17 protein-coding genes are annotated in these 23,145 nt (G+C 58.1%); 7 read left to right on the forward strand and 10 right to left on the reverse strand.

The annotated features are described in order from the left end of the window. Window positions 1-184 precede the first annotated feature (184 nt). From ABSE61_RS19090 to ABSE61_RS19110, 5 genes are all read right to left on the reverse strand, one after another. Window positions 185-1,117: a lactate/malate family dehydrogenase gene (locus ABSE61_RS19090; protein WP_423872686.1), complete on the reverse strand. Its 933-nt coding sequence runs from the start codon at window positions 1,115-1,117 to the stop codon at window positions 185-187. Between the two features lie 197 nt (window positions 1,118-1,314). Beyond that, the gene (locus ABSE61_RS19095) at window positions 1,315-1,491 is read right to left on the reverse strand and encodes a hypothetical protein (RefSeq protein WP_423872687.1); all 177 of its coding nucleotides are present in this window, start codon (window positions 1,489-1,491) and stop codon (window positions 1,315-1,317) included. 34 nt (window positions 1,492-1,525) lie between these two features. Further along, entirely contained in the window at window positions 1,526-2,005 is a 480-nt protein-coding gene (locus ABSE61_RS19100; protein WP_423872688.1) for a GlcG/HbpS family heme-binding protein, read from the reverse strand. 67 nt (window positions 2,006-2,072) lie between these two features. Further along, the gene (locus ABSE61_RS19105; RefSeq protein WP_423872689.1) at window positions 2,073-2,723 is read right to left on the reverse strand and encodes a DUF4142 domain-containing protein; all 651 of its coding nucleotides are present in this window, start codon (window positions 2,721-2,723) and stop codon (window positions 2,073-2,075) included. A 90-nt stretch (window positions 2,724-2,813) separates the two neighbouring features. Continuing rightward, entirely contained in the window at window positions 2,814-8,336 is a 5,523-nt protein-coding gene (locus tag ABSE61_RS19110; protein ID WP_423872690.1) for a trifunctional serine/threonine-protein kinase/ATP-binding protein/sensor histidine kinase, read from the reverse strand. Between the two features lie 495 nt (window positions 8,337-8,831). On the opposite strand from ABSE61_RS19110, the gene ABSE61_RS19115 reads away from it, so the two are divergent. The 5 genes from ABSE61_RS19115 (at window position 8,832) to ABSE61_RS19135 (ending at window position 14,340) form a co-directional block, all read left to right on the forward strand. Next, the gene (locus tag ABSE61_RS19115) at window positions 8,832-10,460 is read left to right on the forward strand and encodes an ABC transporter substrate-binding protein (protein WP_423872691.1); all 1,629 of its coding nucleotides are present in this window, start codon (window positions 8,832-8,834) and stop codon (window positions 10,458-10,460) included. Window positions 10,461-10,495: 35 nt separating this feature from the next. After that, entirely contained in the window at window positions 10,496-11,512 is a 1,017-nt protein-coding gene (locus ABSE61_RS19120; protein WP_423872692.1) for an ABC transporter permease, read from the forward strand. Window positions 11,513-11,592: 80 nt separating this feature from the next. After that, on the forward strand, window positions 11,593-12,405 hold the full coding sequence (locus ABSE61_RS19125) for an ABC transporter permease (RefSeq protein WP_423872693.1): 813 nt from the start codon (window positions 11,593-11,595) through the stop codon (window positions 12,403-12,405). Then, window positions 12,402-13,382 carry an ABC transporter ATP-binding protein gene (locus ABSE61_RS19130; protein WP_423872694.1) on the forward strand — a complete coding sequence of 327 codons (981 nt, stop codon included), beginning with the start codon at window positions 12,402-12,404 and terminating at the stop codon, window positions 13,380-13,382. Before ABSE61_RS19125 ends, ABSE61_RS19130 begins: the two co-directional genes overlap by 4 nt. Then, complete coding sequence (locus tag ABSE61_RS19135; protein ID WP_423872695.1) at window positions 13,366-14,340, forward strand: ABC transporter ATP-binding protein; 975 nt, start codon at window positions 13,366-13,368, stop codon at window positions 14,338-14,340. The genes ABSE61_RS19130 and ABSE61_RS19135 overlap by 17 nt, the downstream gene beginning before the upstream one ends. Before the next feature lie 371 nt (window positions 14,341-14,711). On the opposite strand, the gene ABSE61_RS19140 is transcribed toward ABSE61_RS19135, so the two are convergent. Both ABSE61_RS19140 and ABSE61_RS19145 read right to left on the reverse strand, forming a co-directional pair. After that, complete coding sequence (locus ABSE61_RS19140) at window positions 14,712-14,960, reverse strand: hypothetical protein (protein ID WP_423872696.1); 249 nt, start codon at window positions 14,958-14,960, stop codon at window positions 14,712-14,714. Window positions 14,961-15,211: 251 nt separating this feature from the next. Continuing rightward, window positions 15,212-15,412 carry a hypothetical protein gene (locus ABSE61_RS19145; protein WP_423872697.1) on the reverse strand — a complete coding sequence of 67 codons (201 nt, stop codon included), beginning with the start codon at window positions 15,410-15,412 and terminating at the stop codon, window positions 15,212-15,214. 347 nt (window positions 15,413-15,759) lie between these two features. On the opposite strand from ABSE61_RS19145, the gene ABSE61_RS19150 reads away from it, so the two are divergent. Continuing rightward, the gene (locus tag ABSE61_RS19150; RefSeq protein ID WP_423872698.1) at window positions 15,760-15,969 is read left to right on the forward strand and encodes a hypothetical protein; all 210 of its coding nucleotides are present in this window, start codon (window positions 15,760-15,762) and stop codon (window positions 15,967-15,969) included. 342 nt (window positions 15,970-16,311) lie between these two features. Next, window positions 16,312-16,584: a hypothetical protein gene (locus tag ABSE61_RS19155; RefSeq protein ID WP_423872699.1), complete on the forward strand. Its 273-nt coding sequence runs from the start codon at window positions 16,312-16,314 to the stop codon at window positions 16,582-16,584. A 180-nt stretch (window positions 16,585-16,764) separates the two neighbouring features. Here the strand turns inward: ABSE61_RS19155 and ABSE61_RS19160 are convergent, their stop codons facing one another. From ABSE61_RS19160 to ABSE61_RS19170, 3 genes are all read right to left on the reverse strand, one after another. After that, window positions 16,765-18,039, reverse strand: coding sequence for an efflux RND transporter periplasmic adaptor subunit (locus ABSE61_RS19160; RefSeq protein WP_423872700.1), 1,275 nt, complete (start codon window positions 18,037-18,039; stop codon window positions 16,765-16,767). Beyond that, entirely contained in the window at window positions 18,036-21,221 is a 3,186-nt protein-coding gene (locus ABSE61_RS19165) for an efflux RND transporter permease subunit (RefSeq protein ID WP_423872701.1), read from the reverse strand. The genes ABSE61_RS19160 and ABSE61_RS19165 overlap by 4 nt, the downstream gene beginning before the upstream one ends. Before the next feature lie 323 nt (window positions 21,222-21,544). After that, the gene (locus ABSE61_RS19170; protein WP_423872702.1) at window positions 21,545-22,681 is read right to left on the reverse strand and encodes an L-dopachrome tautomerase-related protein; all 1,137 of its coding nucleotides are present in this window, start codon (window positions 22,679-22,681) and stop codon (window positions 21,545-21,547) included. Window positions 22,682-23,145 lie beyond the last annotated feature (464 nt).

Raw genomic sequence — 23,145 nt, forward strand, 5'->3', positions numbered from 1 at the left:
GAAGCCGCCCGTTTGTCGTGCCGTCGGCCACAGTCAATGGCTCAACGCACAGGGCGGCTAAACTAGGAACGTTCACCGCCGACATTTCCGGAATCGATTCGTTATCCAGACTTGAGACTTATCGCGAATTCCCGAATAGCCGGTTTATCCGATGGTTTGGCTTTCATCATTTCGCCAGGGATAGTCAGTGGGTTCGCTCTTGCGCTTTGCGTAACGTTTCTATGCATTTTTCCAGGCCTGCAAGCTCGTCATCTGACAGCGGCGGATGAAGGACCTTGAGACAACCCTTCTTCCCAACGACGCTCGGCATCGAGAGCGTTACGCCGTACCTTGAATTGTAGCATCCGATCGGCACGATGACGCGCTCGTCACGCAGCACAATTTCGGCTATGCGGGCACAAACCATCCCAATGCCGTATTGGCTGGCTCCAATCCCTTCGATGATGGTTATGTTGGCGTACCTTACCTCGCTCTCGATCGACGTTCGGATGTCGTCATGCTTGAGACCACACTGCTCGAAAACGTCTGTGATCGGGACACCTCCGACGCGTGCGCCAGACCAATGAAAAATCTGCGAAGTTCCATGCTCGCCGAGTACCTGTGCTTCGACATGTACAGGCGCAATCTCAAGCCTACGGCCCAGATGCACCCGAAAGCGCAGAGTGTCGAGAAGGGTGCCGGTGCTGAGAACGCGATCATGCCCGGCCAAATGACGCGTCAAATAGGCGAGCGGATCGGGAGGATCGGTCACGACAAGCAGCACAGCATCCGGAACTGCGGCGACGACCCGAGGCACTACGTCGCGGTAAACCGCGACGTTCTGGTCAAGGAGCCGTAACCGCCCTTGCGGATCGCCGCGGTCGGTCGCCCCTCCAGCCTTCTCATTGACCCCGACCGTGATCATGACGAGAGCGGCGCCGGCCAAATCTGAATAATCACCATCCTTGACCTTGGTGACGGATGACAGTGGCGCACCATAGCCCATGTCAGTTGCCATCCCTTTGGCTCGATCGCGATTACGATTGACCAGAATAACCTCGCTGGCGAAGCCCCTCGTCAGAGTAGCAAAGGCGCACGCAGCACCTACTGCTCCCGCTCCGATAATGCCGATTTTCATGATCGATCCTCGTGGACTTACTGGCTTCGATGGGGACTTTTGGAGAGACCTCTCTACCCCCAACCATCGGCCGGCCGGCACGCGGTCCTTGCCACGAAGGAAAACACCGCGAGCATTGCCGTTATAGGAAATTTGCCCCGTATCAGCGAGGGCATTGAGGTTCGCGTCCAGGAATCTTTTAGGTTAGACCGTATAGGCTAGTCACCGCAGGCATTTTGTAGGATCGATAATGCGTCGCTGGCGGGAAACGTTTGCCTCAGTGCGTCGTCAAGCTGCTCATCGGCGAGCCTCCAGCTTTCAGCTTTTACCTGCGCTTCCTTCAGACGAGCCTTTCGTTTGGGCTTATTGGTCCGTGGATTGCCTTTGTCATTCATTACTCTCTCCTTTGAGAGAATCCAGAGTTTCGGCTCAATGAGGAACCGCCGCCAACCCAGCCCGTGCGATTTGCACGTCATGCTCCGGCGTGTCGAAGCTCGCTCCAATGGCGCCGATGACATCGTTCTCGACGACAATGGGAAGCCCGCCTTGCATCTCGGTGAAACCTTGTGCCGTGACGGCGGCTACGCGACCATGATTGATCGCATCTTCGAGCGCCTCGCTTGGTTTCTTGAATAGCGCTGCCGTGCGAGCCTTACCGGGGGCGAGCTCTACGCTGGCCAGATAGGCGGCATGGTCCATTCGTTCGATCAAGATGGGCCAACCACCATCGTCGACCACAGCCACAACTCCCGCCAGGTGACTACGTTCTGCCTCCGCCTCGGCGGCCGCAACCATGGTTCGCGCGATCTCCAGAGTAAGGACCTTTTTTTGAGCAAATTGCGCAATCGCGGCCGGTGGAAGCATTGCGACTGCCCCCAATATAATGGCGCACGCGATCGCGTTGCGCATGATGGTCTTTTCCCGGGAAAAAAAGCTCATTGCCTCGCTCCATTAGACGGAAAGCGTCAATATAGCTTCAGTCAGAAGCCAGGTGTCCGCCGGCCTCAGCGGCAAGCCTCTCGGCGCGATGCAGATGATCGATGATTTTTGGTAGTGTCTCTAGCGCAAACTGCCTGAGGGCAGGATCGATGCCGTTCTGGATTTCTTGCTCGAACAGCGCCGCATTCCCTCGTTGATATTCGACTTGGCCCTTGAGGTAATCTCGATCGAACACGACGCCTCGTTCCGTTTCGAGCGTTGAAACCATTGTATTATAGGCACCGTGCAGGAGCGTATTCGATGGTGTGACGCTTTTCTGCTTCAGAATCTCGTTTAGTGCGTCAACGACCGGAATATGAGTTGTGACCATAAGATGGGCATAATCTCGGATGCCGGGACTCGTTCCCTTTGTCTCTGCTAGCCGGCCGGAGTCGATCTGGAACGGCGCGCCCAGGTTGGCCTGGCCGACGAAATTGAAATCAACGGCGTTGAGTGTCGCCGGCGCCTCCGGCGGCGCGGAAGTTTCAGCGACGGCGGTGCCGGCTGACGACAGCAGAATGAATGTCAGACCTGCGCCCGCGACAAGGCTTATTGAGGATGCGCGCTTCATTTTTGAAATCTCCGTATTCTTGGGCTTGGAGACGGAGCTAAGCAGACCTCGACGACAAGCAAGCCGAAAAATCCCCATGCGCGGTACAATTGCGCAATGTAGAACAAACTCAGCAAAGCCGGCATGCAGATCGATCGGGATGCATGCACAATTGCCTAATGGAGCAGTTCACGAGGCCGGCAGGGTGAAATGAAACGTCGCCCCGTGGGGTAGGTTCGCCGTGGCCCACAGTCGACCGCCGTGAGCGTCAATGATTGATCGGCAAATCGATAGTCCCATGCCCATACCACTGGCTTTGGTGGTGAAGAAGGCGTCGAATAACCGGTCTGTATTATCGGCGGATATCCCTACGCCGCAATCCGTCACACTTACGTGCAGTTGGTGGGCTTCGTCCTGGCCGGATCGGATCAACAGTTCGCGTGGCCGATCCGCGACCATTTGCATCGCTTCAATGCCGTTCATCACCAGGTTGATAATCACCTGCTGCAATTGGACCCGATCTCCCAGTATCGTGGGTAGAGAGGTTGCGAACTCCGTTTGTAATGACACGCTATGGCTAATCAATTCACGCTGGACCACTGCAATGGTCTCTCCAACGACGTCATTGATGTCGAGCGGCATCTTTTCGATGGTGGTCTTATTTGCGAGCGCTCGGACGCGTCGGATCACCCCGCTGGCCCGATTGCCGTCTTCGATAATCCACTCCACGGAACGGCGAGCAGCTTTGAGATCGGGGGTTTCACGGCTGAGCCAGCTTAGACAGGCTTCCGCGTTAGTGATAACGGCGGAAAGCGGCTGGTTCACCTCGTGGGCGATCGAGGCAGTCAGCTCGCCCAGTGTCGTCACCCGCGTGACGTGAGCAAGTTCTGCCTGCGCTTCGCGGTAGCGCTGCTCGCTCTCTCGCAGGTTTTTTTCCGCCTTCTTGCGTTCAGTCAGATCAAGCACAAAGGCGACTCCCTGGCTTCCGCCTTCTACAAAGGTCGCAACGCCGATCAGCACCGGCACACGGCTGCCGTCTTTCCGGAAATATTCCTTCTCGAAGGGTGGCAGGTGCCAAATTTTCCTCTGCTCTTCGATCAGCCTGGCATCGGCGTCCCGCCATTCCGGGGGTGTCAAGTCCATCCAGCTTATACGGCCAGTGACAAGATCCTCACGGTCGTATCCGACTATGTGCAGAAAGGCGTCGTTAGCCTCGAGGATGCGGCCGTCGAAATCCCAGATGAAGACTCCGATGATGTTTGCGTCGACCAGGTGCCGGAGCTTCGCCTCGCGTTCCTCGAGATCATTGTACAGGCGGGCATTCTCCAGCGAGATCGCTGCTTGCGATGCCAACAATTCCAGAACCGAGATCCTGGCGGGCGTAAACACGTGCGATGCCAAATTATTCTCAAGATACAGCACGCCGATCAGCTTGGACTGCTTCACTAGGGGCAAGCAGAGGATAGACCGTGCGTGGCGCTGATGAACGTAGGGATCTTCGGCAAACGCTGGCTGAGCGACAGCATCGTCCAAAATGACGCTCTCGCGGGTTCGCAGCACATAATGGAGTACCGACTCCGGCACCGCCGCCGCAGTTAACGGCTGGTCTCGTAACTCGACTACGACCGCGTCGCCGCCAGTGATAGCTTCAGCCTCGATTCGCTGCTCAGCGCCGTGGGGAACAATTAGTAAGCCTCGCTCGGCACCAGCCTGCTCTACGGCGGTGCGCATCAGCTTGTCGATGAGCGTCTCCAGTACTATCTCGCTAGAGACGGCCTGCGACACCTTGATCACGGTCGCGAGGTCAAGGTGCTCGATCGGCGTCGCGATCGTGCTTGTTCGTGTAGGTGTTGGTTCTTCGCCCCATAGGCGCGAATGTAATTCATCGAGTTGCCGCACCTTGCCATCTGCTCCCCATCGCAAATAGCCGTAGCGGGCGTCCTTCAAATACAATTGGGCAATCTTCTCGAAGCCGCGCGCCGCGTAAAAGCGGGAAGCGACTTCATTGGCGAGCGCTTCATTGTGAATAAAGCCGCTATCGCGGGCCGAACGGATAGCCAGTTCGTAGAGGCGTGTCGCGTCGACGTCTCGCCCCTCAATGCGAGCAAGCTCAGCGCCGACCAGCGCGGCGCGGTTCTCGAAATTCTCCGGGCAATTCGCCGCCCAGATCCGAAGCTGCTCATGATGCGCAGCGATGGCATCCAGATGCCGCTGTTGCGGCTCGCCGGCAGCTACGGAGTCGCAGGCGGCTGCTCGCGACAGTGCTGCGTAAAAGTGATATTCTGCGGTTTCGAGCATCGAAACTGAGGACCACAATAGCCGATGCGCTCTCGATGCGGCTTTGATCGCAGCCGAATATTCGGCGGCAAAGAAGTGCGCTTGCAGTTTTCGAATCCAGTACCAGCACTCCCCAAAGGCTAAATCCGGATTTTCAGAAAAGCGGCGCTCGATTCGGCGCTCATCGAACTGCTCATCGTCGAACGAACCAAATTTCGGCGTCAAGCCGCGCAGCGTCCGGATTAGCCCGAGTTGGGTGGCGATGAAGTCAATACCAAGACCGAACCGCATCTTCTGGGCAAAAGCCAGGCCACGCTCGGCCTCGGCTTGCGCCTCATCGAGCGGATCGCCCGCGAAGAGAAAGTTGGTGTTCAATTGATTGCCACAGTGAGACGCGCAAGTGAGATCACCAACCCTATTTGCTACCTCGAAGGCGCGTCGGACTAGGTCGCGCCCAGCCCGGACATGTCGTGTCCAGGGCAGAACGCTGTCTCCAAAGTCCATATAGGTTCTGGCCTGGAAACGTTTCAGTCCGCGTCCCTCGACCAGGTCGAAGCCAAGTTGACCAAAGCGATAGACGTCGGTTCGATAATCGCCGAAGCAGGGGCCTGCGACCATCGATAGCCATACGTAGGCGCTGCAGGAGGCGTCGCAATTTCCGTGCTCGAGGCTGAGATTGGCTGCTCGGCAGGTGATGAGACTTAGCAGGTTCGCATCAGTATAGAATGCGGGTACCCCAATCTTGGCCAGTACGTCCAGGGTCGCTAGCGATGCCGGGTCATTCATCAAAGGCAGATCGATTAAAGACTCGATCGAGCGGCCATCGAGTTGTGACCAGATCTGATCGTATTCGTGCCGAGCTTGATCTTCCGTCGGGTGCGGCGACCAGTCGATGCCAAGATGCCGGAGGTAGTCGAGACCAACGGCAATAGCGCGGCTGCCCTGGTCGAGGGTCGTGTACAGATCTGCGCGCAAGCATGTGACTGTAGCGTGTTCCACCGTGTCTGCTGCGCGGTTTGATAACGCTGCGAGTCGCTGCTCTGCTTCCGTCAACGCGCCGGTGAGGAATTCGCATTCGCCGCGATGTAGCGCCAGCGCAAAGCTAAGCTCGTGTCGGCGATCCCACGAGTCCTCCGGCAGCATCGCTTCGCCCGCAGTGAGATAGATGAGCGCCGAGGCGTAAGCGGTGGTCGACTTGGCGCGCTGGCCCGCGAGCAGATTTAACTCGGCCAGCTGCTCAAGCTCGTCGCGCGACGTGATCAGAGTGGCGCCGCGGTTGAGCTGATTAACAATTTCGAATATGGAATCTTCGCGTTTTTCGGCTGGGGTCTGTGCTGCGAGCAGCCTACCGATCAGGAGATGCGCCTCGGCGCGCAACCGCTCAGGTATGAGTGAATAGGCAGCCTCCTGGACACGGTCGTGGGCGAACTTGTACGAGCCTTCGAAATGTTCGACCAACTCCAAACGAACGGCGTCCCAGAGATCCGAACCAATGTCCTCATTTGATTTCCCGAGAACCATCGAAAGCATCGTGATTTCGGCGGTGTTGCCGAGGCAAGCGAGCTGCTGCAGTGCTGCCTGGGTCGCGAGGGGCAGACGGGTCAACTTTCCGACCATGAGGTCGACCACGTTGTCTGTGAATCCCTTGGCATGAAGACGATCCAGCTCCCATCGCCAGCGCTCAGCGTCATGATCGAAGCGGAGCAGCTCTTCTTCGGCGAGCGTAGAAATAAACTGAATGGCGAAAAATGGATTGCCATCAGTTTTCTCGTGCACCAGTTGGGCCAGGGGGCCAGCAAGATCGGGTGTGCAGCTTAGCATGTCCGCAATCAGCCGCCCAAGGTCTTCCCGGGCGAGCGGTACAAGATTAATGCCGTGTACAAACGCCCCCTCATTGCGGATAACAGCGAGCTTTCGCATCAGCGGATGGTCGGAATCGACTTCGTTGTCCCGATAGGCGCCAATCACCAGTAATTGCTTCACGTCGGCTTGGGTCAACAGGTCGGCAAGCACGTCGAGCGTCGCTGCGTCCAGCCATTGCAAATCGTCGAGGAAGAGCGTCAGCGGATGTTCGGGCCGTGCGAAGGCGCTGAGAAACCGCCGGAAAACTAACTGAAGACGGCTTTGCGCCTGCTGCGGCGGAAGCTCCATAACCGGCGGCTGTTCGCCGATGAGGAGCTTCAAATCGGGGACAATGTCCGTCATCAGTCGTCCGTTCGGGCCCAGCGCCTCGCGTAGCGCTTCGCGCCAGCCGGCCAAATCAGCGTCGCTCTTGCTCAGCAGCGCGTGGATCAGACTCTGAAATGCTTGCGCCAGGGTCGCATAGGGAATGTCGCGCTTGTACTGATCGAACTTGCCCGAGGCGAAAAGACCGCGCGGCGGCCCCAGCGCCTTGTGCAACTCATTGACGACGGCGGACTTGCCGATGCCGGAATAGCCGGAGACCAATACCAGCTCCGGACGGCCGCTGGTAACCACTCGGTCGAAGGCGGCGAGCAAGGTCGCGATCTCGCGTTCTCGCCCATACAGTTTCTCGGGAATGAAAAGCCGATCGGACGTGTCCTGTTGGCCCAGCGGGAAGGCGTCGATCCGCTGATGAGTCTCCCACGCAGCCAGACAACGCCGAAGATCTCGCTCCAAGCCAGCTGCGGTCTGGTAACGTTCCTCGGCGTTCTTGGCGAGCAGCTTGACAGTGAGAGCGGAAATCACAGCCGGGATGGTTTCGAGCCGCTCGCTTGGCGGCACCGGCTTTCTGGCGATGTGGCAGTGAACCCACTCCATGGGCTCGGCCGCCGTAAACGGCAGTGACCCCGTGAGCATTTGGTAGAGTGTGACGCCAAGGGAGTAGAGATCGCTGCGGGCATCGATCGAGCGGTTCATGCGCCCGGTCTGTTCGGGCGCCATATAAGCAAGTGTGCCGGCGATCGACTCGGGGGGCGCCGGCGTTTGCCGCTCGCGTGGCAGACGTGAGGCAATACCGAAACCGGTGAGCTTGACCTCTCCGGTCATACGGTTCACCAGGATATTGGCTGGCTTGATGTCTTTGTGGACGAGGCCGCGCCGATGGGCTTGGGTGAGGGCCGCGGCGACAGCGACGGCGATGCGCAGAAAACTCCCCACCTCCATGGGTGCCCCGAGCATTTGGTCGAGCGGCTCGCTGCTGGTGTCTTCAAGCACCAACATAATCCGGCCGTGTTCGCGAATGAGCTCAAGCGGACGCGCCGCCCACGCACTGTCCAGTTCGTCCTTTAATCCGTATTCGCGGGCGAAGCGATCAAGGGTAGCAGGTGTCGGATGTTCGGCGGCGGGCAGCACGGCCAACGTCCGATAATCATCGTTGACTCTCTCCCTTCTGCAAAAGACGCGTTCGCCATCCTCCCATAAGACCCTGAGGCTTTTATCTCCACCAGCTCCGAACCGGGGGGATGGATTCATCTGCGGGATCCGCCGTCAGGTCCGTGGCCATTTTGGGAACGGATGGCCAGAAGAAGGTTCGACTGCAACTTTACCACTCGCGAAGGAGCATGACCATGTCCGTCACTTTGAAGAGTTACGCAAATATTGGCTGGATTACCAGTATCGCCCAAGTGCTTGTGGGCAGCCCGCAGGAAGCTTTCCATCAACCTGTGCGCGCAGCGGTGGTGCCGCGCCACAAATGGCCGCGTGCAAAAGGGGGGCCGGTGCGAGTTGGTGGGTTTCTGCCGTGTGGGAGCGGGGAGGCCGAAGCCCATGGGACAGGGGCGATCAACGTGATCGGGATCAGCTGCACCCTCTGCGATCATGCCGATCGGATTGGACCTACATCAGAATTTTGGTCTTGGAATCAAGCTTCTAGTGGGTGAAACGAAAAGTAAGGCAAATTTGCATGAAAGCCATAAATTGCTAGAATGTCGCACCGATCCTCGCCGACGAACATAGGGGTGAACGCCGATGTTTGGGGACCATTCTCGTCGCGGTCTGCTGAAATGGGGTGGGCTCGGTGGCGGAGCGGCGCTTGCCCGCAGCCTCCTGCCGCGTGCGGCAAAAGCACAGGACGTTTCGACGCTGACGGTAGGCTGGGCAAGCGACATTGATACGCTCGACCCGGCGCAATTCAAGTCGGACGGCGCGTACATCGTCCAATCCAACATCTATGACACTCCCCTGGCCTGGGCTACCGAGCCAGTGCCGGGACAGCCCGGCATCTTTCTCTCCAAGCCAGCTAAATTTCTCGGTAGAGTCGGCGAGAACTGGGCCTACGAGAACGACGGCAAGACGCTGGTCGTGAAGATTCGCCCAGGCCTGAAATTCCCAAGCGGAAAGCCCGTTGATGCTTCTGCGGTGAAATATCTTTTCGATCGCGGATTGCAATCGCCCGGATATATGCGGCTGATTTTTCCGACGCTGCTGGCCATCACGCATCCCGATCAGTTCGAGGTTCGCGATGACACCACATTCGCGATCAATATGCCTGCGCCGAGCGCCATGCTTCTGGACGTGTTGGCGTTATCGAACAATGCTCTGCTCGACCCGGACCTGGTGAAGGCCCACGCGACGCCGGAAGACCCTTGGGCCTCCGACTGGCTCAAGCGCAACGCCGCCGGTCTTGGCCCCTATCGCCTCGTCAGCAACGAACCCAGCGTCGAAGTCGTGCTCGAAGCGACGCCTGACTATTGGGGACCGGCTCCTTACTTCAAGCGCGTCGTCGCCAAGTACACGCCGAACGAGGCAGATCGCATTTTGCTTCTTAAGCGCAAGGCGATCGACATGGTGATCGGGCCAAACTCGATGTCGCCGAAAAACCTCAAGAGCCTCGAAACTGAACCTGGGTTGAAAGTCGTGTCTTTGCCTGACACCAACTGCAACTTCGTCAGCATGAATCTCAGGAAACCGCCCTTTGACAATGTGAAGGTCCGTCAGGCGGTGAATTATGCGATACCGATCCAGGCGATCATTCCGAATGTTCTCTACGGCTACGGCGAGCAAATGAAGAGCCCGGTACCGAGCCAGACACCCGGCCACGACGATTTACTGTCGCCATACCGGTATGACATCGACAAGGCCAAGTCGCTAATGCAGCAGAGTGGCTTCGGTAAGGGTCTTCTGCCTATCAAGCTGGCTGTTCGCGTCGGCTACGAGCCACACGAACAGGCGGCGATTTGGATTCAGCGAGAACTCGAGAAGATAGGTTTCCAGATCAGGGTCGAGAAGGAGACCGACGCCACCTTCCGCCAGCTATCGTCCAACGGCGATCACGAACTGTCGATTGAGTCCTGGCAGTCCTGGATCAACGATCCTGTCTACCACCTCTACTTCAACTTTCACAGCAGGGCAGTTGGAACGAACAAGGGGTTTTACGCCAATCCGGTGCTCGACAAGCTCATCGACGACAATATTCGCGAGGGCGATTTGATAAAGCGGGCGGCCAGCGTCAAGGAGCTGCAACGAATCCTGCTTGACGACGCTGTCTGGGGACTTCTCTGGTACGACAATTTTACGCGCGTGATGCGCTCCGAGCTACTCGGGCTTGAGAAATATTGGGATTCGCTTGAGCGATTCGAAAAAATGAAGTTCGCTTAGAGCGAAACCGCAGTTCGGCGAGGATCGCTGATAAGATGTCGTTTTTGTACTTCGTTGCCCGTAAGCTGGCTTTGCTGGTCCCGACGCTCTTTGGCGTAAGCGTAATTGGCTTTCTGCTGGCATGTCTGCTGCCGGGCAATCCTGCTTTGGTAAAGGCGGGCCCCATGGCCACTCCCCAGTATATCGCGGAGATGAAGCAAAAAATGGGACTCGACCAGCCCCTCCATGTCCAATACGGGCGTTATGTGGCCGGGCTTCTTCATGGCGATCTGGGCGAGAGTTCCGCGACGGGGCGGCCGGTTTTGACCGACTTCATGCAGCGCCTGCCAGCCACGCTCGAGCTAACCATGGCAAGTCTCCTGCTTGCTCTTTTCCTTGGGGTACCCTTGGGTGTGCTTTGTGCTGTCCACCGCGATACGATCATCGACCACTTTGGTAGGGTCTTCAGCGTCGCGGGGGTGGCAATGCCCAGCTTTTGGACCGGGCTTATTTTCATTTATGTCTTCTTTTATTTACTTGGCGTCGCGCCGGCCCCGTTGGGGCGGCTTGGGCCAGGGATCGGCCCGCCGGTCTCGATCACCGGCCTATATACCGTCGACTCACTTCTCAGTGGCAATTGGCGCGCGTTTCAATCGAGTCTCGCGCAGCTCGCATTACCCTCATTAACCCTCGCCATCACCGTGATGGCTCCGCTGACACGGATGGTGCGGGCGGGGATGCTGGAAATTCTCGAGACCGACTACGTCAAGACGGCACGGGCATTCGGCTTGCCGCGCTGGCTCGTCGTATACGGTGACGCTCTACGCAATGCAATTATCCCGGTGGTCACCGCGCTCGGCGTCGTTTTCGCATTTTTGATGGCAGGCAACGCCGTGGTCGAAAGTGTTTTCGGCTGGCCAGGCATCGGCAACTATGCAGTCAAGGCTCTGACAATGAAGGACTCCGGCCCGATCCAGTCCTTTGTGCTGTTCGTCGCTCTGATGTGTATTCTGGTCAACCTCCTTGTCGATCTTTGTTGCCGCTTTGCGGATCCGAGGGTTCGGATCGGATGACGGCTGAGATCGCCAGAGGTGCTAATGCAGAACCACCGGCCGTTCCCAGACCGGCGTTCTTCTCTCTCCGTCGTCGGCTATTGCGAAACAAGGTCTCGCTGGCGGCATTCTACGCGATCGCGCTTCTTGTCGTCATCGCTATTGCGGCTCCCTGGATAGTACCGATCGATCCGAACGAGCCGGACGCGAACGCAGTTCTGGAGCCACCAAGCTGGGCTCATGTGTTGGGGACTGACGATTACGGCCGCGACGAGCTCTCGCGGATCATCATCGCCTCACGCGTCGATCTTCTGGTTCCATTTGTCTCGACTCTCCTCGCGCTTGTGATCGGATCTCTCATCGGCGCCATCTCTGGCTTTCAAGGGGGCTGGCTCGATCAGATAGTCACGAGGATCGTAGATGCCGTGATGGCCTTCCCCGCATTCGTGCTCGCGATGGGCCTGACAGCGGCGATCGGAAGCAGCATCACCAATCTCATTTTGGTCATCGCCGTCACCCAAGTTCCAGTCTACCTGCGACAGTTGCGGGCGGAGATGCTGCGCGAGCGCGAGATGGACTATGCTCAGGCGGCTCGGACCATTGGCAATCCGACCTGGCGTGTTGTCTTCATCCATCTGTTCCCCAATTGTTTCCCGGCGCTCATTGTACAGGCGACGCTGGCAATGGGCTTTGCCCTGCTCACACTCGCAGGTCTTTCTTACATCGGACTTGGCTTTCAGCCGCCCGATTCAGAATGGGGGGAGATGGTTTCCGAGGGCGCTACTTTGATGGTTACGGGGCATTGGTGGTTGTCGCTGTTTCCAGGGATCGCGATCGTTATCACGGTGCTTATCTTCAATTTGGCGGGCGATGCCCTGCGCGATCTCCTGGACCCGAGGATGCGCGGCCGATGAGCAAGCTCCTGGAGGTGGAGAATCTGGTTGTACATTTCGACACCGACGGCGGGCTGGTCAAGGTGCTCGACGGCATCAATGTCGCCATCCACGCTGGAGAGATTCTCGGTCTCGTTGGAGAGTCCGGCTCGGGCAAGTCGGTGAGTGCGACCGCAATACTCGGCATGATCCGGCGTCCCGGCCGAATTCTGGCGGGATCGATTCGATTCGAGGGTGTCGATCTGCTCCGCCTATCGCAGCGCGAAATGATGAGATATCGCGGACGCCGGATCGCGATGATTCCCCAAAGCTATCGCACAGCTCTCAATCCTGTAATATCCGCAGGACGGCAGATTTCCCGCCTGCTCGAAATCCACGAAGGCTCCTCGCGGGTGACGGCGTACCGGCGCGCGCTCGAGCTTCTCGATCTTGTCGGAGCGGCCGATCCTGCGCGCCTCATGAAGCAATATCCGCATCAACTTTCTGGCGGCATGTGTCAGCGCGTCATGATCGCGATGGCGCTTGCCACTTCTCCACGGCTTCTCATCGCCGACGAACCGACGACAGGCCTCGACGTAACCATCGCCGCGCGAATTCTCGAACTGCTCCGCGACCTCAGCAAAAAAATGAGTGCGGCAATTCTTTTGATCACTCACGATCTCGGGGTTGTAGCGCAGACCTGCCAGCGCGTCGCCGTTATGCATGCGGGCCAATTGGTGGAGACGGCGCCTGTTCGCGAGCTCTTTCGTTCCCCGGTTCATCCCTATACACGGGCGCTTGTAAGCGCGATCCCGCGTATCGATATCGAGATGAGGCTCGACCCGGTTCCAGGCGTGGTTCCCTCGCTTCGCCATCCGCCCGATGGATGCCGGTATCAGAATCGCTGCCCCCACGCCATGGATAGTTGTCGACGCAGCAAGCCACCGCAGACGATCGTCGGACAAGAACACGAGGTCGCATGTTTCGCGTTCGGAGAGCACCGTGACGCCGCTGCTTGAAGTAGAAGGCTTGCGGAAAAGCTTCGCGTTGACTGGAGCGATGACGTGGGCAGCCCGACTGCGCGGAGAGCGGCCAGCGGTGCGGGCAGTTGATGGGGTCTCATTTACGGTCGCCAAGGGTGAAACGCTGGGCCTCGTCGGCGAGTCGGGTTGTGGCAAGTCAACGGTCGCTCGTTGCCTGCTGCGCGCGATCGAACCGACAACAGGCAGTATCCGTTTCGCCGGCAAGGAGATCACCACTCTGGGCGGAAGGCAGCTTCGCGCCCTGCGAGGCGCCATGCAGATGGTTTATCAGGACCCAACTGCAGCCCTCAATCCGCGCTTCGATGCGCGACGCACAATCGAGGAGCCGCTCAGGCTGCATTTCAAGATGACGTCTGCTGAGCGGCGCGAGCGATTGAACGAGGTCATTTCCGACGTCGGCCTGGGAACCGACCTCATGGAGTGTTATCCCCACGAGCTTTCCGATGGGCAACGGCAGCGTGTCAATATCGCGCGCGCCATCGCCGCGCATCCGAGTTTGGTCGTTCTTGACGAGCCGACATCGGCTTTGGACGTTTCGCTACGTTCGCGCATCATCCTTCTTCTCGAGGCGCTCCAGGAGCGGCTTGGGCTCTCATTTCTCTTCATCTCGCACGACATCGCTACCGTGAAGTATCTGGCTCATCGGATCGCCGTGATGTATCTTGGAGTGATTGTTGAGGAGGCTGACAGCGCATCGCTTTTCGCAGATCCTCGTCATCCTTATACACGCGCGCTTCTGTCTTCGGTTCCCGTGCCGGATCCGGATTTTTTTCATGAACGGCTCGTGCTCAATGGCGAAATTCCGAGCCCTACAAAATTCTACAGAGGATGCAGGCTGCGCAGCCGCTGCCCGCTCGCCGCGGCGGTTTGCGCCGAACCCGTTCCCAGCCGCGAAGTGGCTCCGGGCCACCATGTTCTGTGTCATCTAGCCTAGCCCCTCTCCGACGCACCCGCAAAGCCCCGATGGGTGATCGATGTGCAACTCGTTCATCATCCAGGCTTATGGGGGGCGGGCACGGCGATCTCTGAGGCGTCAAGGATACAGTTGCTCGGCGTGAGGCTTCGACAGATTCTTGGTTGCTTCCGCCCTGGACGCCAGCACCACGCGATTGGCAACAACCAAAGCGGCTTTTAAAGCCGTATTTAATGGGTATCGGCGGCTCGAGAGGCCACATCAGAATTGTGTCGATTGTCTCTCTCTCTCGACACCTTACGGAACGGCCTCAGCTGCCGCCGGCTTGCGCTGAGGCCGTTCCTTTGTCTTCGAGGTCACCCTTTCTGCAATGCCGCGGTTGACACACCGCATCAGTTGATCGACCGTGACCGGTTACCCTCCGGCAGTCCTATGCCGTCGGTCTGAACGGTCTGGTCGAGGGCGTTCATGACATCGTACATGCGCTCCCTTCCGCAGACTTCGGCGATAATCGAGCCGATAGCAAAGAAAACCTTCGTGGCATCCTCGTCGAAGGCGCTTGGACCGCGACGATCGTAGGTTTGCATAAGCGTCTTGAGGACCTGGAGGGCGAAGGGCGGTAATTTGTCAGTAACGGGCATGGTTAAACTAACTGCTGGATTTCCCCCAGCTGCCTTGGACGGTTTGCACGCGTCGAGGCATTGGTCAAGTTACCGAAACGTCAGAAAATAAAGTGCTCTCAAACGTCGTTCTAAAGGGCTAATCGGATGTGACTGGCGCGTGGCGTGGCCGACGCGAATGGTCCAGCTGCCACATCGGCTGAGGTTGTAGGTTATTTCCATGCGGCATCGCGCCTTACGATGACAGCGAAACGCAGGTAGCTCGTTCGAGTTTAGTTAAACGTATTTCTGCGGTTGAAGTCGTTGGAGTAGTTCTCAGGAACGAAGTCGTTCCCGCGGTCGGAGGCATAGGCTCTGTAAGCCCTCTGAGAGAAGTGGACGTAGCGGTGATGATTACCGCGATGCATTGCCATCACCGGCGCCGCCAGCAAAAGCGAGAGTGCCGCTGCTTCAATCAATCTGAAGTTCGTCATGAGACATTCTCCTTTCATCGGGCGAACGAAGGACAAAGGTAATCGTCGCCGACGATAGCTCGCGTGATCGAACGCCGACATGTTGATCTCTGATGCTGCTGACGTAGCCATACATCCCGTCGGCGCCAGTAAATTGAACGTTAGGAGAACGGCTAAATACCTCGAGCGGGAGTGATAGGTGAGCCGATGGGATGAAATCGACGCCACTTCGGAATCATGACCGCATGCGGCGTCGTGACGGTAGGAAACGAGTCTGTTTTGGCGCTCTTTCACCTCACCATTTTCAAAGAGGAGCGGAGCCGCTGTTGGCTCATCAATCAAAATGTCGAGATCGAGTGACTACGTGTTTGCCAGCTGGATCCGCACCGCTGCATCAACAACCCGGCGGCGACACGCCGGGTGTTGCCGCCGCGCCCGTGGCGTTGGCTGGTGCCATCATGCCGGGTGTTGCCAGAGTCATCGTCGTGCTCTCGGCACATGCCGACGTATTGGGAGTGGGCATGACCGCCATTGTCGGATTGATGCTGGTGTCGCCAAGCTGCGCGACGTCCGGCTGAATCGTACCGAGTGGTGGGCTAGCAGGGATTGCCGGCGTCGACAGCGGTAACGCCGCGCTATTCGTCGGCGGGCCTCCTGGCGTGGAGCTGCATACGATGGTCGATGAGCTGCCAAGCGGGGCCAGTGGCGATATGGTTCCGGTCGCGCTGCCAAGGATCGGCGTGATAGTCCCCAGTGGGGTCGACGGCGGCATCGTTCCTGTGCTTCCCGTTAAGGGCGTATAGCCCACGCTCGGTCCCATCGATGGGACGGGTACAGGCACCGGAGCAACGGAGGGCGAGGGTAGAGCAGGTAATGTGGGCTGTTGCTGTATTGGGATCGCCGTGCGAGGAGCAACAGTCGTGGCTGACGTTTCTGGCTGTTGGGACCATGTCAATGGTGCGATCGGAATTGGCGGTAGTGCTGATGTCGTCGGTGCTGCGGAAATCGGTGGCATCGTTCCGATTGCGGTCCCCATTGCCGACATGGAGGGCGTCGGGGAAAAAACGGTCACTGTCGGAGTTCCCGGCGTGATTTGCCCTGTGGGTGTCGCGCAGGTCAAGACCGTCCCCGGAATCGTTGGATCAGACGCCAGCGGTACCGGCGCCAACGTCGTGTCGGGTACTCCCGGCTGAGTCGTCGCTGAGAACGGGCTAGGGCCGTTAAGTGGGGAAGTCACGATCGCCGCCGGTGTCGAAGGAAGGCCCATGGCTGTTGTGCCCATGGTCGAGACTTGCGCCAGGCTGGCGTTACAACCCAACAGCAGAGCGGCAGCCAACAAGCGTCGCATCGCGATAGTCTCCTCCGCGTTAGATTTAGCTTGCCTGCGGATTGCGGACCGCGACCTTGCTGCCGTCCATCAGGTTTATCATCGGATTGAGGATGACCTGATCGTCCGGCTTGACGCCATCGTGTACCTCGACTTCCGTACCGAAGTCGCGCGCGATCGTGATCTTCTGCAGATGAGCGATGCCATTTTCGACGACTGCGACGTGCAGGCCGTTCCGATCAAACACAACGGCATCGGCCGGCACGATCATGGATGGTGTCTTGCGCGGGATGTACAGCTCGACGGTGCAATAGATCCCAGGACTAAGCGCGCCATCTGGATTGGGGACGTCGATCTCCGTCAGGAGCGTACGGCTGCCAGGCTGCAACGCGCTCGCTATACGCGTGACTTTGCCGGGAAAGGTCCGATTCGGAATTTCCGGGACTCGGATCACCGCGTCCACGCCAGGCCCGAGCCCAAAGGCCTCATCCTGGGGCACGAACACCTGGGTGCGGATCACATCAGGGTGCATAAGGGTAAACATGAAGGTCGATCCTGCGGTCACCAGGCTACCGTTGTCGATATTGCGCTGTGTGATCACGCCGTCGAACGGGGCTATGACGCGCTGGTAGGCTTTTTCTTGCTCAAGAACTCTGATTTGCGCTTCCTGGGCAGCAATATTGGACTGAGCCACTCCCACCGCTGCCTGCTGCGCCTGCAGCGTCAGGCGATCGTTGTCGCCTTGCTGAAGAGTAAGCCATCCTTGCTTGACCAGCCTGCTGTCGCGCGTATTGGTAACGTCGGCCAGTTCGCGGCTTGCCTGCGTCTGCTGCAATGTGGCCTGATTTTGAGCCAGTGTCGCTTTGGCTTGTGTAATCTGGTGGTCAAGCTCGGGGGCGGTAATCTCCACCAACAAGGCTCCCGTCTTCACCCGATCACCGATATCGACGTAGCGCTTTTCGATGTAGCCGCTGGTTCGCGCGAAAATATTCGCTGCCTCAAATGCTGTCGTTGTCGCCGGCAAAGTGACGGTGATTTTACTGTCGCTGGCTCGGACCGCGGCAACGCGAACGTTGGGAACAAGCGTTCGGCTCTGTTGCGCGGTAGCCGCGACAGCAAGCTCAGCCTGATGGTGGCGCCAGGCTCCTGTTCCGAGCCCGCCGACAAGCAAGAGTAATGCGCCTGCTCCGAGCACTGCGCGTCCGTGGCGCCTGGGCGGCGGCTTGTGCGGTGTGACAGGTGGCGCGGCGACGCGCGCGATTTCCGGATCAGGCCGGTCCGTGACGTCTTCATTTTTCGGTCGTACGCGAAGCTCGCTCATCCCAGAATTTCCTCGAATACACCATGGTGGGGCTTTCCGTCGTTGCCCTTGCGCAGCATGGCGAACAGGTAGGGCACAATCAGCAATGTTGTCGGAGTCGCGAACAGCAGGCCGCCGATAACGGCGCGTGCGAGCGCAGCGTTCTGTTCCTCGCCGGGGCCGCCGATCGCCATCGGGATCATGCCGACAATCATTGCGGCCGCTGTCATCAACACGGGGCGGATTCGGGTATGGCCAGCGCTTAACGCGGCCTCAAAGGCGGAGTGCCCCTTAAGCTGCTGCTCACGCGCGAAAGTCACGAGCAGAATCGAGTTCGCCGAAGCGACGCCGACCGCCATGATCGCTCCCATCAGTGACGGCACGCTCAGCGTAGTTCCGGTGATGAACAACATCGTGACGATCCCGCAAAGCGTTGCCGGCAAAGCCAGGATCACCACGAACGGGTCGCCAAAAGTCTGGTAGTTCACAACCATCAGCAGATAGACGAAGACCGCGGCAAATAGCAGTCCGATGCCGAGGTTTCGGAAAGAGTCGTCCATGCTCTGGATCTGCCCAACCACTTGAATTGAATTACCGGGCTTTAATTCCTTCTGCAGCTGCGTCGTGACCTTGCTGATTTCGGCCGCGACACTGCCGAGATCGCGGCCCTGAACGCTTGCATAGACGTCAAAAACCGGCTGGATGTTGGTCTGGTTTGAGTTAGTTGGAACGGTGTCGCGCTTGAATGTCGCTACATTGCTGAGCATGCCGGGGATCGGTTGGCCGGTGTTTGCTGCAAGCGAAGTGGAAACCGGCGTATTGGCAAGCGCATTCAGCGAGTTGACTTTGGGTTCTGGCGTTTGAACGGCCAGATAATACGGAATCCCCGAGCTTAGATCGGTCCAGAAATTGGGCGATACCTGCACCGATGAGCTTAGGCTGACATTGATATTGGTGGCCACCGTGCTCGCATTGAGGCCGAGCTGCGCGGCCCGCGTGCGGTCGATCTCGGCATAAAAATCCGGACCGTCGACTTCCTGCTGCAAATGCGCGTCGACGATGCCAGGTATCGCAGCAAGACGTTGACGGAGCTCTTTGGCGACCGAAAGATTGTTCTTGTCGCGTCCGACCGTCCGAACATCGATCTGGGCGGGCAATCCGAAATTCAGAATCTGCGTGACGATATCGGCGGCCTGGAAATAAAATGTGTCCTCCGGGAATGCGGCGGGTAGCACCTCGCGCAATTTTTTGACGTAGTCGGCTGTTGGCTTGTGGCCCTCCTTGAGCGCCACCTGGATGGTGCCATCATTGATCCCGATCGTCGAGCCGTCGGCGAACGCCAGATTGTAGGCTCGCGCCGGCAGTCCGAAATTGTCAACGATCAAAGAGCGGTCCTTCTCCGGAATGATCTCGCGAATCTTGTCCTCGACCGCTTGGAAAATCGCCTCCGTGCTTTCAATGCGGGTCCCGGCAGGAGCGCGAACGTGAAGCTGGATCTGACCGCCGTCAATTAGCGGGAAAAAGTCGCGTCCGACAAACAGGAACATCACCGTGCCGAGGCCGAGTATCAACGCGGCGACGACAGGAACGATAGCCCGCCGGTGAAGCAGCAGTTTCAGGAGTTCCGAATATCCATCCCGCAGGCGTTCGAAGCCTCGGTCAAAGGCAGCGGTCATCCGCGAGAACAAACCTCTCGGGGGTTCGCCGTCCGTATGGTGACGTTCGCCTTTGAGCAGCAGACCGATCGTGATCGGTGTCAGAGTCCGCGACAAGCCGTAGGAAGCCAGCATCGCGAATACGACAGCAAGTCCAAGCGGGGTAAACAGGTACTTCGCCGGCCCATCGAGGAACACCACTGACGTGAAGACGCAACTGATGGCAAGCGTGGAAACCAGCGTCGGCACCGCGATTTCGGCCGCGCCGTGCAACGTCGCTTCGGAAAGCGGCATGCCTTCTTCTGTCCAAAGGCGGTGAGTATTCTCGATGGTTACGGTCGAATCGTCGACCAATATACCGACGGCCAGGGCGAGGCCGCCGAGTGTCATGGTGTTTAGGGTTTCGCCAAGAAAATACAACATGACAAGCGACGACAGGATCGCCAGCGGTATTGAAATCATGACGACCAGCGTCGAGCGCCAAGAGCCAAGGAAAATCAGGATCATCAGCGCAGTCAGGCCCGCCGCGATGGCGCCTTCGCGCAGCACGCCGGTAACGGAGTTCGTAACGAATATCGACTGGTCGAACAGCTCGCTTATATTGAGACCGGCAGGCGCGGCGGCGCGAGTCGCTGCAAGGGCTTTTTTGACGCCGTTGACGACGGCCAACGTTGAGGCGTTTCCATTCTTGATCACACTGAGCAAAACCGAGCGCCGGCCATCCTCGCGGACGACGTTCTGCTGCACTAGCGATCCGTCGCGGACCTGTGCCACGTCCTTTAAAAGGATGGTGGCGCCGTTGGCGAACTTGACCGGCATCATGTTGAGGTCGTTGATCGTGGCCGGTGTCGCATTGGTCCGTACCGTATATTGGATGTCTCCGATCTTCGCCGTGCCTGAGGGCAAGGTGAGGTTCTGTGTATTGACGGCATTCACGATGTCGAGTGGCGTCAATCCCCGGGCCAGAAGCTTGTCCGGGTCGATGTCAACCATGATTTGACGATACTTGCCGCCAGCCGGCGTCGGCAGCGTGACGCCGGGAACCGGCGCCAAATCCTGCCGTATGCGGTAGATGCCGAAATCGTAGAGTTGCTGCTCATTCAAATTATCTGAACTGAGACTGAGCTGAAGCACAGGGACGCTCGACGCGTTGAATTGCACGACAATGGGGGGCTCGATCCCGGGCGGCATCAGGGCGCGAATGGAATTCGTGGCGGAGACGACCTGCGCGATGGCGAGATCGAGATTGACGTCTGGCTGGAAGTATAATTTCTGGATTGACAGACCATTCAGGGTCTGAGCTTCCATGTTCTTGATGCCGTTGACGTTAGCGCTGATGGAATATTGGCTGTAGGTGCTGACGCGCTGTTCCATTTCCGGCGTGGTGAGACCGGTGTATTGCCAGATGACAGTCACTACCGGAATGCGGATTTCCGGGAAAATATCCGTCGGCATCGATTGGATGGCGGCGAAGCCAAGAAACAGGATAAGAGCCGCCACTACATAAAACGTGTGCGGAAACCTCAGTGCAAAACGAACGATACCCACATTCAGCTCCGGTGATGCTTCAGTGCCGATAACGCCAGTCGGTTACCTGCGCTCAGAGTGGGCACCGTGACTGCAGAGGTGCATCGGCGCCCGCTCACCGAGAATGATGAATGCGAGACGGACTTTCGATTAAATTAGCGTTTCATTTCTGTGGGATGTAGCTGCGTCGGCACGACGTGCCGGGACCTTGACGGTCCGCGGAACTCCCGGATTTGCTGACGTCGTTGCGAAAGTCAAACCCGCCGTGATTTCGGTCCGGGTCAAGATGAGCGCAGAGAGCGTGGTCAAGGCAAGTTGGTTTGCGACTAGCCGATGTCTCGCGTTTAGCGGTGGTCTTCCGGTAGCTTCACTCTGAAAATCGAAAAGGGCCCAGAGCGTGGCAGATTGTTTTTGAACGCGACCTCCCATAAGTGAGAATCGGCGATGTAGAGGTAGCCCTCACTGATAGCGAACCCGTCAGCCCAGGAAAGCTTTGAGGGATCGCGCACGAAGACGTTGGTCTTCAAGGTATGGTTCGGCGTTCTCGTGATGGCGACGACGCTGCCGTGTTCGAGATCACCCGCATAGAGCGTGCCGTTCCTGTCCATGATCAGGCCACCACTCAGTACGGAACTGCCAAGATATTCTACTTTTTTTGCAAGCTCCGCATCGGGCAGCTTCTCGTCACGCAGGGCAGCCGTGGGTACGCGCCAATAGTTGTGGTCCGTAAGGGGCCGGTAATAGAGCCATTGGGAGTCGGGTGACAACGAGATGCCGTCGGCTTGGATCGCAACAACCGAACCATCAGGGTGCAACGCGATGTCTTTGCCGATCATGAGGTGCTGCTTAGGATCAGCAAATGTCGAGCGATCTCCGACAAGGACTTGCCGCGCCTTGCCCGTTTTCAAATCGAGCACGACCAAGCTGCCCTTGTTTCCGATATTAGTCAGATATGCAAAATTGTGCGGGACATCGACACGCACGTCATTGAGCGAATCCTTTTGTGAGACAACGCCGCTGAAGTCGTACTGCCGGACTATCCTGTTTGTGGACAGGTCGAATTCCACCAGCTTCGGCGGGAGATGTTCTTGGTCGATCTTGGGCAATGATGAGTCGAGCGCCCAGAGATGATCCTCGCCGTCCACCCAAAGCGCCTGGACGGAGATCCATTCGGTGCTGCCTTTTCGCTGTTCGTCGAATTTGTTCCAGTCCGCATCGGGATAAGGCTTCAGCTCGCCCGTCTTCGTGTTGACCTCGACCATGCTGTAGACCGATCTCACCTGGCCCGCCGGTGCGGTTGCGAACACCCTGCCTTCGATTGATACGCCGATGCCTACAAGCCGAAAGTCATCCTCGAAGGCCTTCACCGTTTCGAGAGCGGGTCCAATCTTGGTTGCACCTTCGGGGCTTTCACCATGGGCCACGGTTGAGGATAGAGCGAGGCCAAGCAAAATGGCCCTCTGCAGTGTTGCCTTGAACAAGGGGATCTCCCTGTCGATGCCGTTCCCGGTGTTTAATCGACAACCCGACGAAGCGTTCCCCGACGAGGCACTGGGAGGGACGCAGTATTTTATTTCCCAGTCTCGGTCGGGCCGCTGTCGAGCCCGCCGTCGCTCGCAAACAAGATCGCGGTCTCTTTAGCTGTGGCGTATGTCGTCCTGCCGCTTTCGGTCGCCGGTAGACGCGTGGACTGCGAGCTGCACGCCGGAGCCAGAAAGTTGGCTTTCTGGATCGCTCAAGGCTCGTCGTCATCTGCAGCAACATGCGCCGCGTCGATGGGCCCGAGGGCCACGCGAAAAACCGCCAAGCTGATGCATTAAATTGACGTCGTTCGAAATCTCATACGCGTTGGTGATGCGCCGACACAATTAAATTCAATGTTAGAGTTAGGCGCTCCTCGCTCTGAATCACGACGTTCTTATCAACGGATCTGTGAAGCGGGCTT

The sequence above is a fragment of the Bradyrhizobium sp. genome (assembly GCF_049519115.1).
Lineage (GTDB): Bacteria > Pseudomonadota > Alphaproteobacteria > Rhizobiales > Xanthobacteraceae > Bradyrhizobium.

Coding starts and splice junctions, on each gene's coding strand:
- ABSE61_RS19090 (WP_423872686.1), bottom strand. CDS start 1,117: ATGAAAATCGGCATTATCGGAGCGGGAGCAGTAGGTGCTGCGTGCGCC.
- ABSE61_RS19095 (WP_423872687.1), bottom strand. CDS start 1,491: ATGAATGACAAAGGCAATCCACGGACCAATAAGCCCAAACGAAAGGCT.
- ABSE61_RS19100 (WP_423872688.1), bottom strand. CDS start 2,005: ATGCGCAACGCGATCGCGTGCGCCATTATATTGGGGGCAGTCGCAATG.
- ABSE61_RS19105 (WP_423872689.1), bottom strand. CDS start 2,723: ATGGGGATTTTTCGGCTTGCTTGTCGTCGAGGTCTGCTTAGCTCCGTC.
- ABSE61_RS19110 (WP_423872690.1), bottom strand. CDS start 8,336: ATGAATCCATCCCCCCGGTTCGGAGCTGGTGGAGATAAAAGCCTCAGG.
- ABSE61_RS19115 (WP_423872691.1), top strand. CDS start 8,832: ATGTTTGGGGACCATTCTCGTCGCGGTCTGCTGAAATGGGGTGGGCTC.
- ABSE61_RS19120 (WP_423872692.1), top strand. CDS start 10,496: ATGTCGTTTTTGTACTTCGTTGCCCGTAAGCTGGCTTTGCTGGTCCCG.
- ABSE61_RS19130 (WP_423872694.1), top strand. CDS start 12,402: ATGAGCAAGCTCCTGGAGGTGGAGAATCTGGTTGTACATTTCGACACC.
- ABSE61_RS19140 (WP_423872696.1), bottom strand. CDS start 14,960: ATGCCCGTTACTGACAAATTACCGCCCTTCGCCCTCCAGGTCCTCAAG.
- ABSE61_RS19145 (WP_423872697.1), bottom strand. CDS start 15,412: ATGACGAACTTCAGATTGATTGAAGCAGCGGCACTCTCGCTTTTGCTG.
- ABSE61_RS19160 (WP_423872700.1), bottom strand. CDS start 18,039: ATGAGCGAGCTTCGCGTACGACCGAAAAATGAAGACGTCACGGACCGG.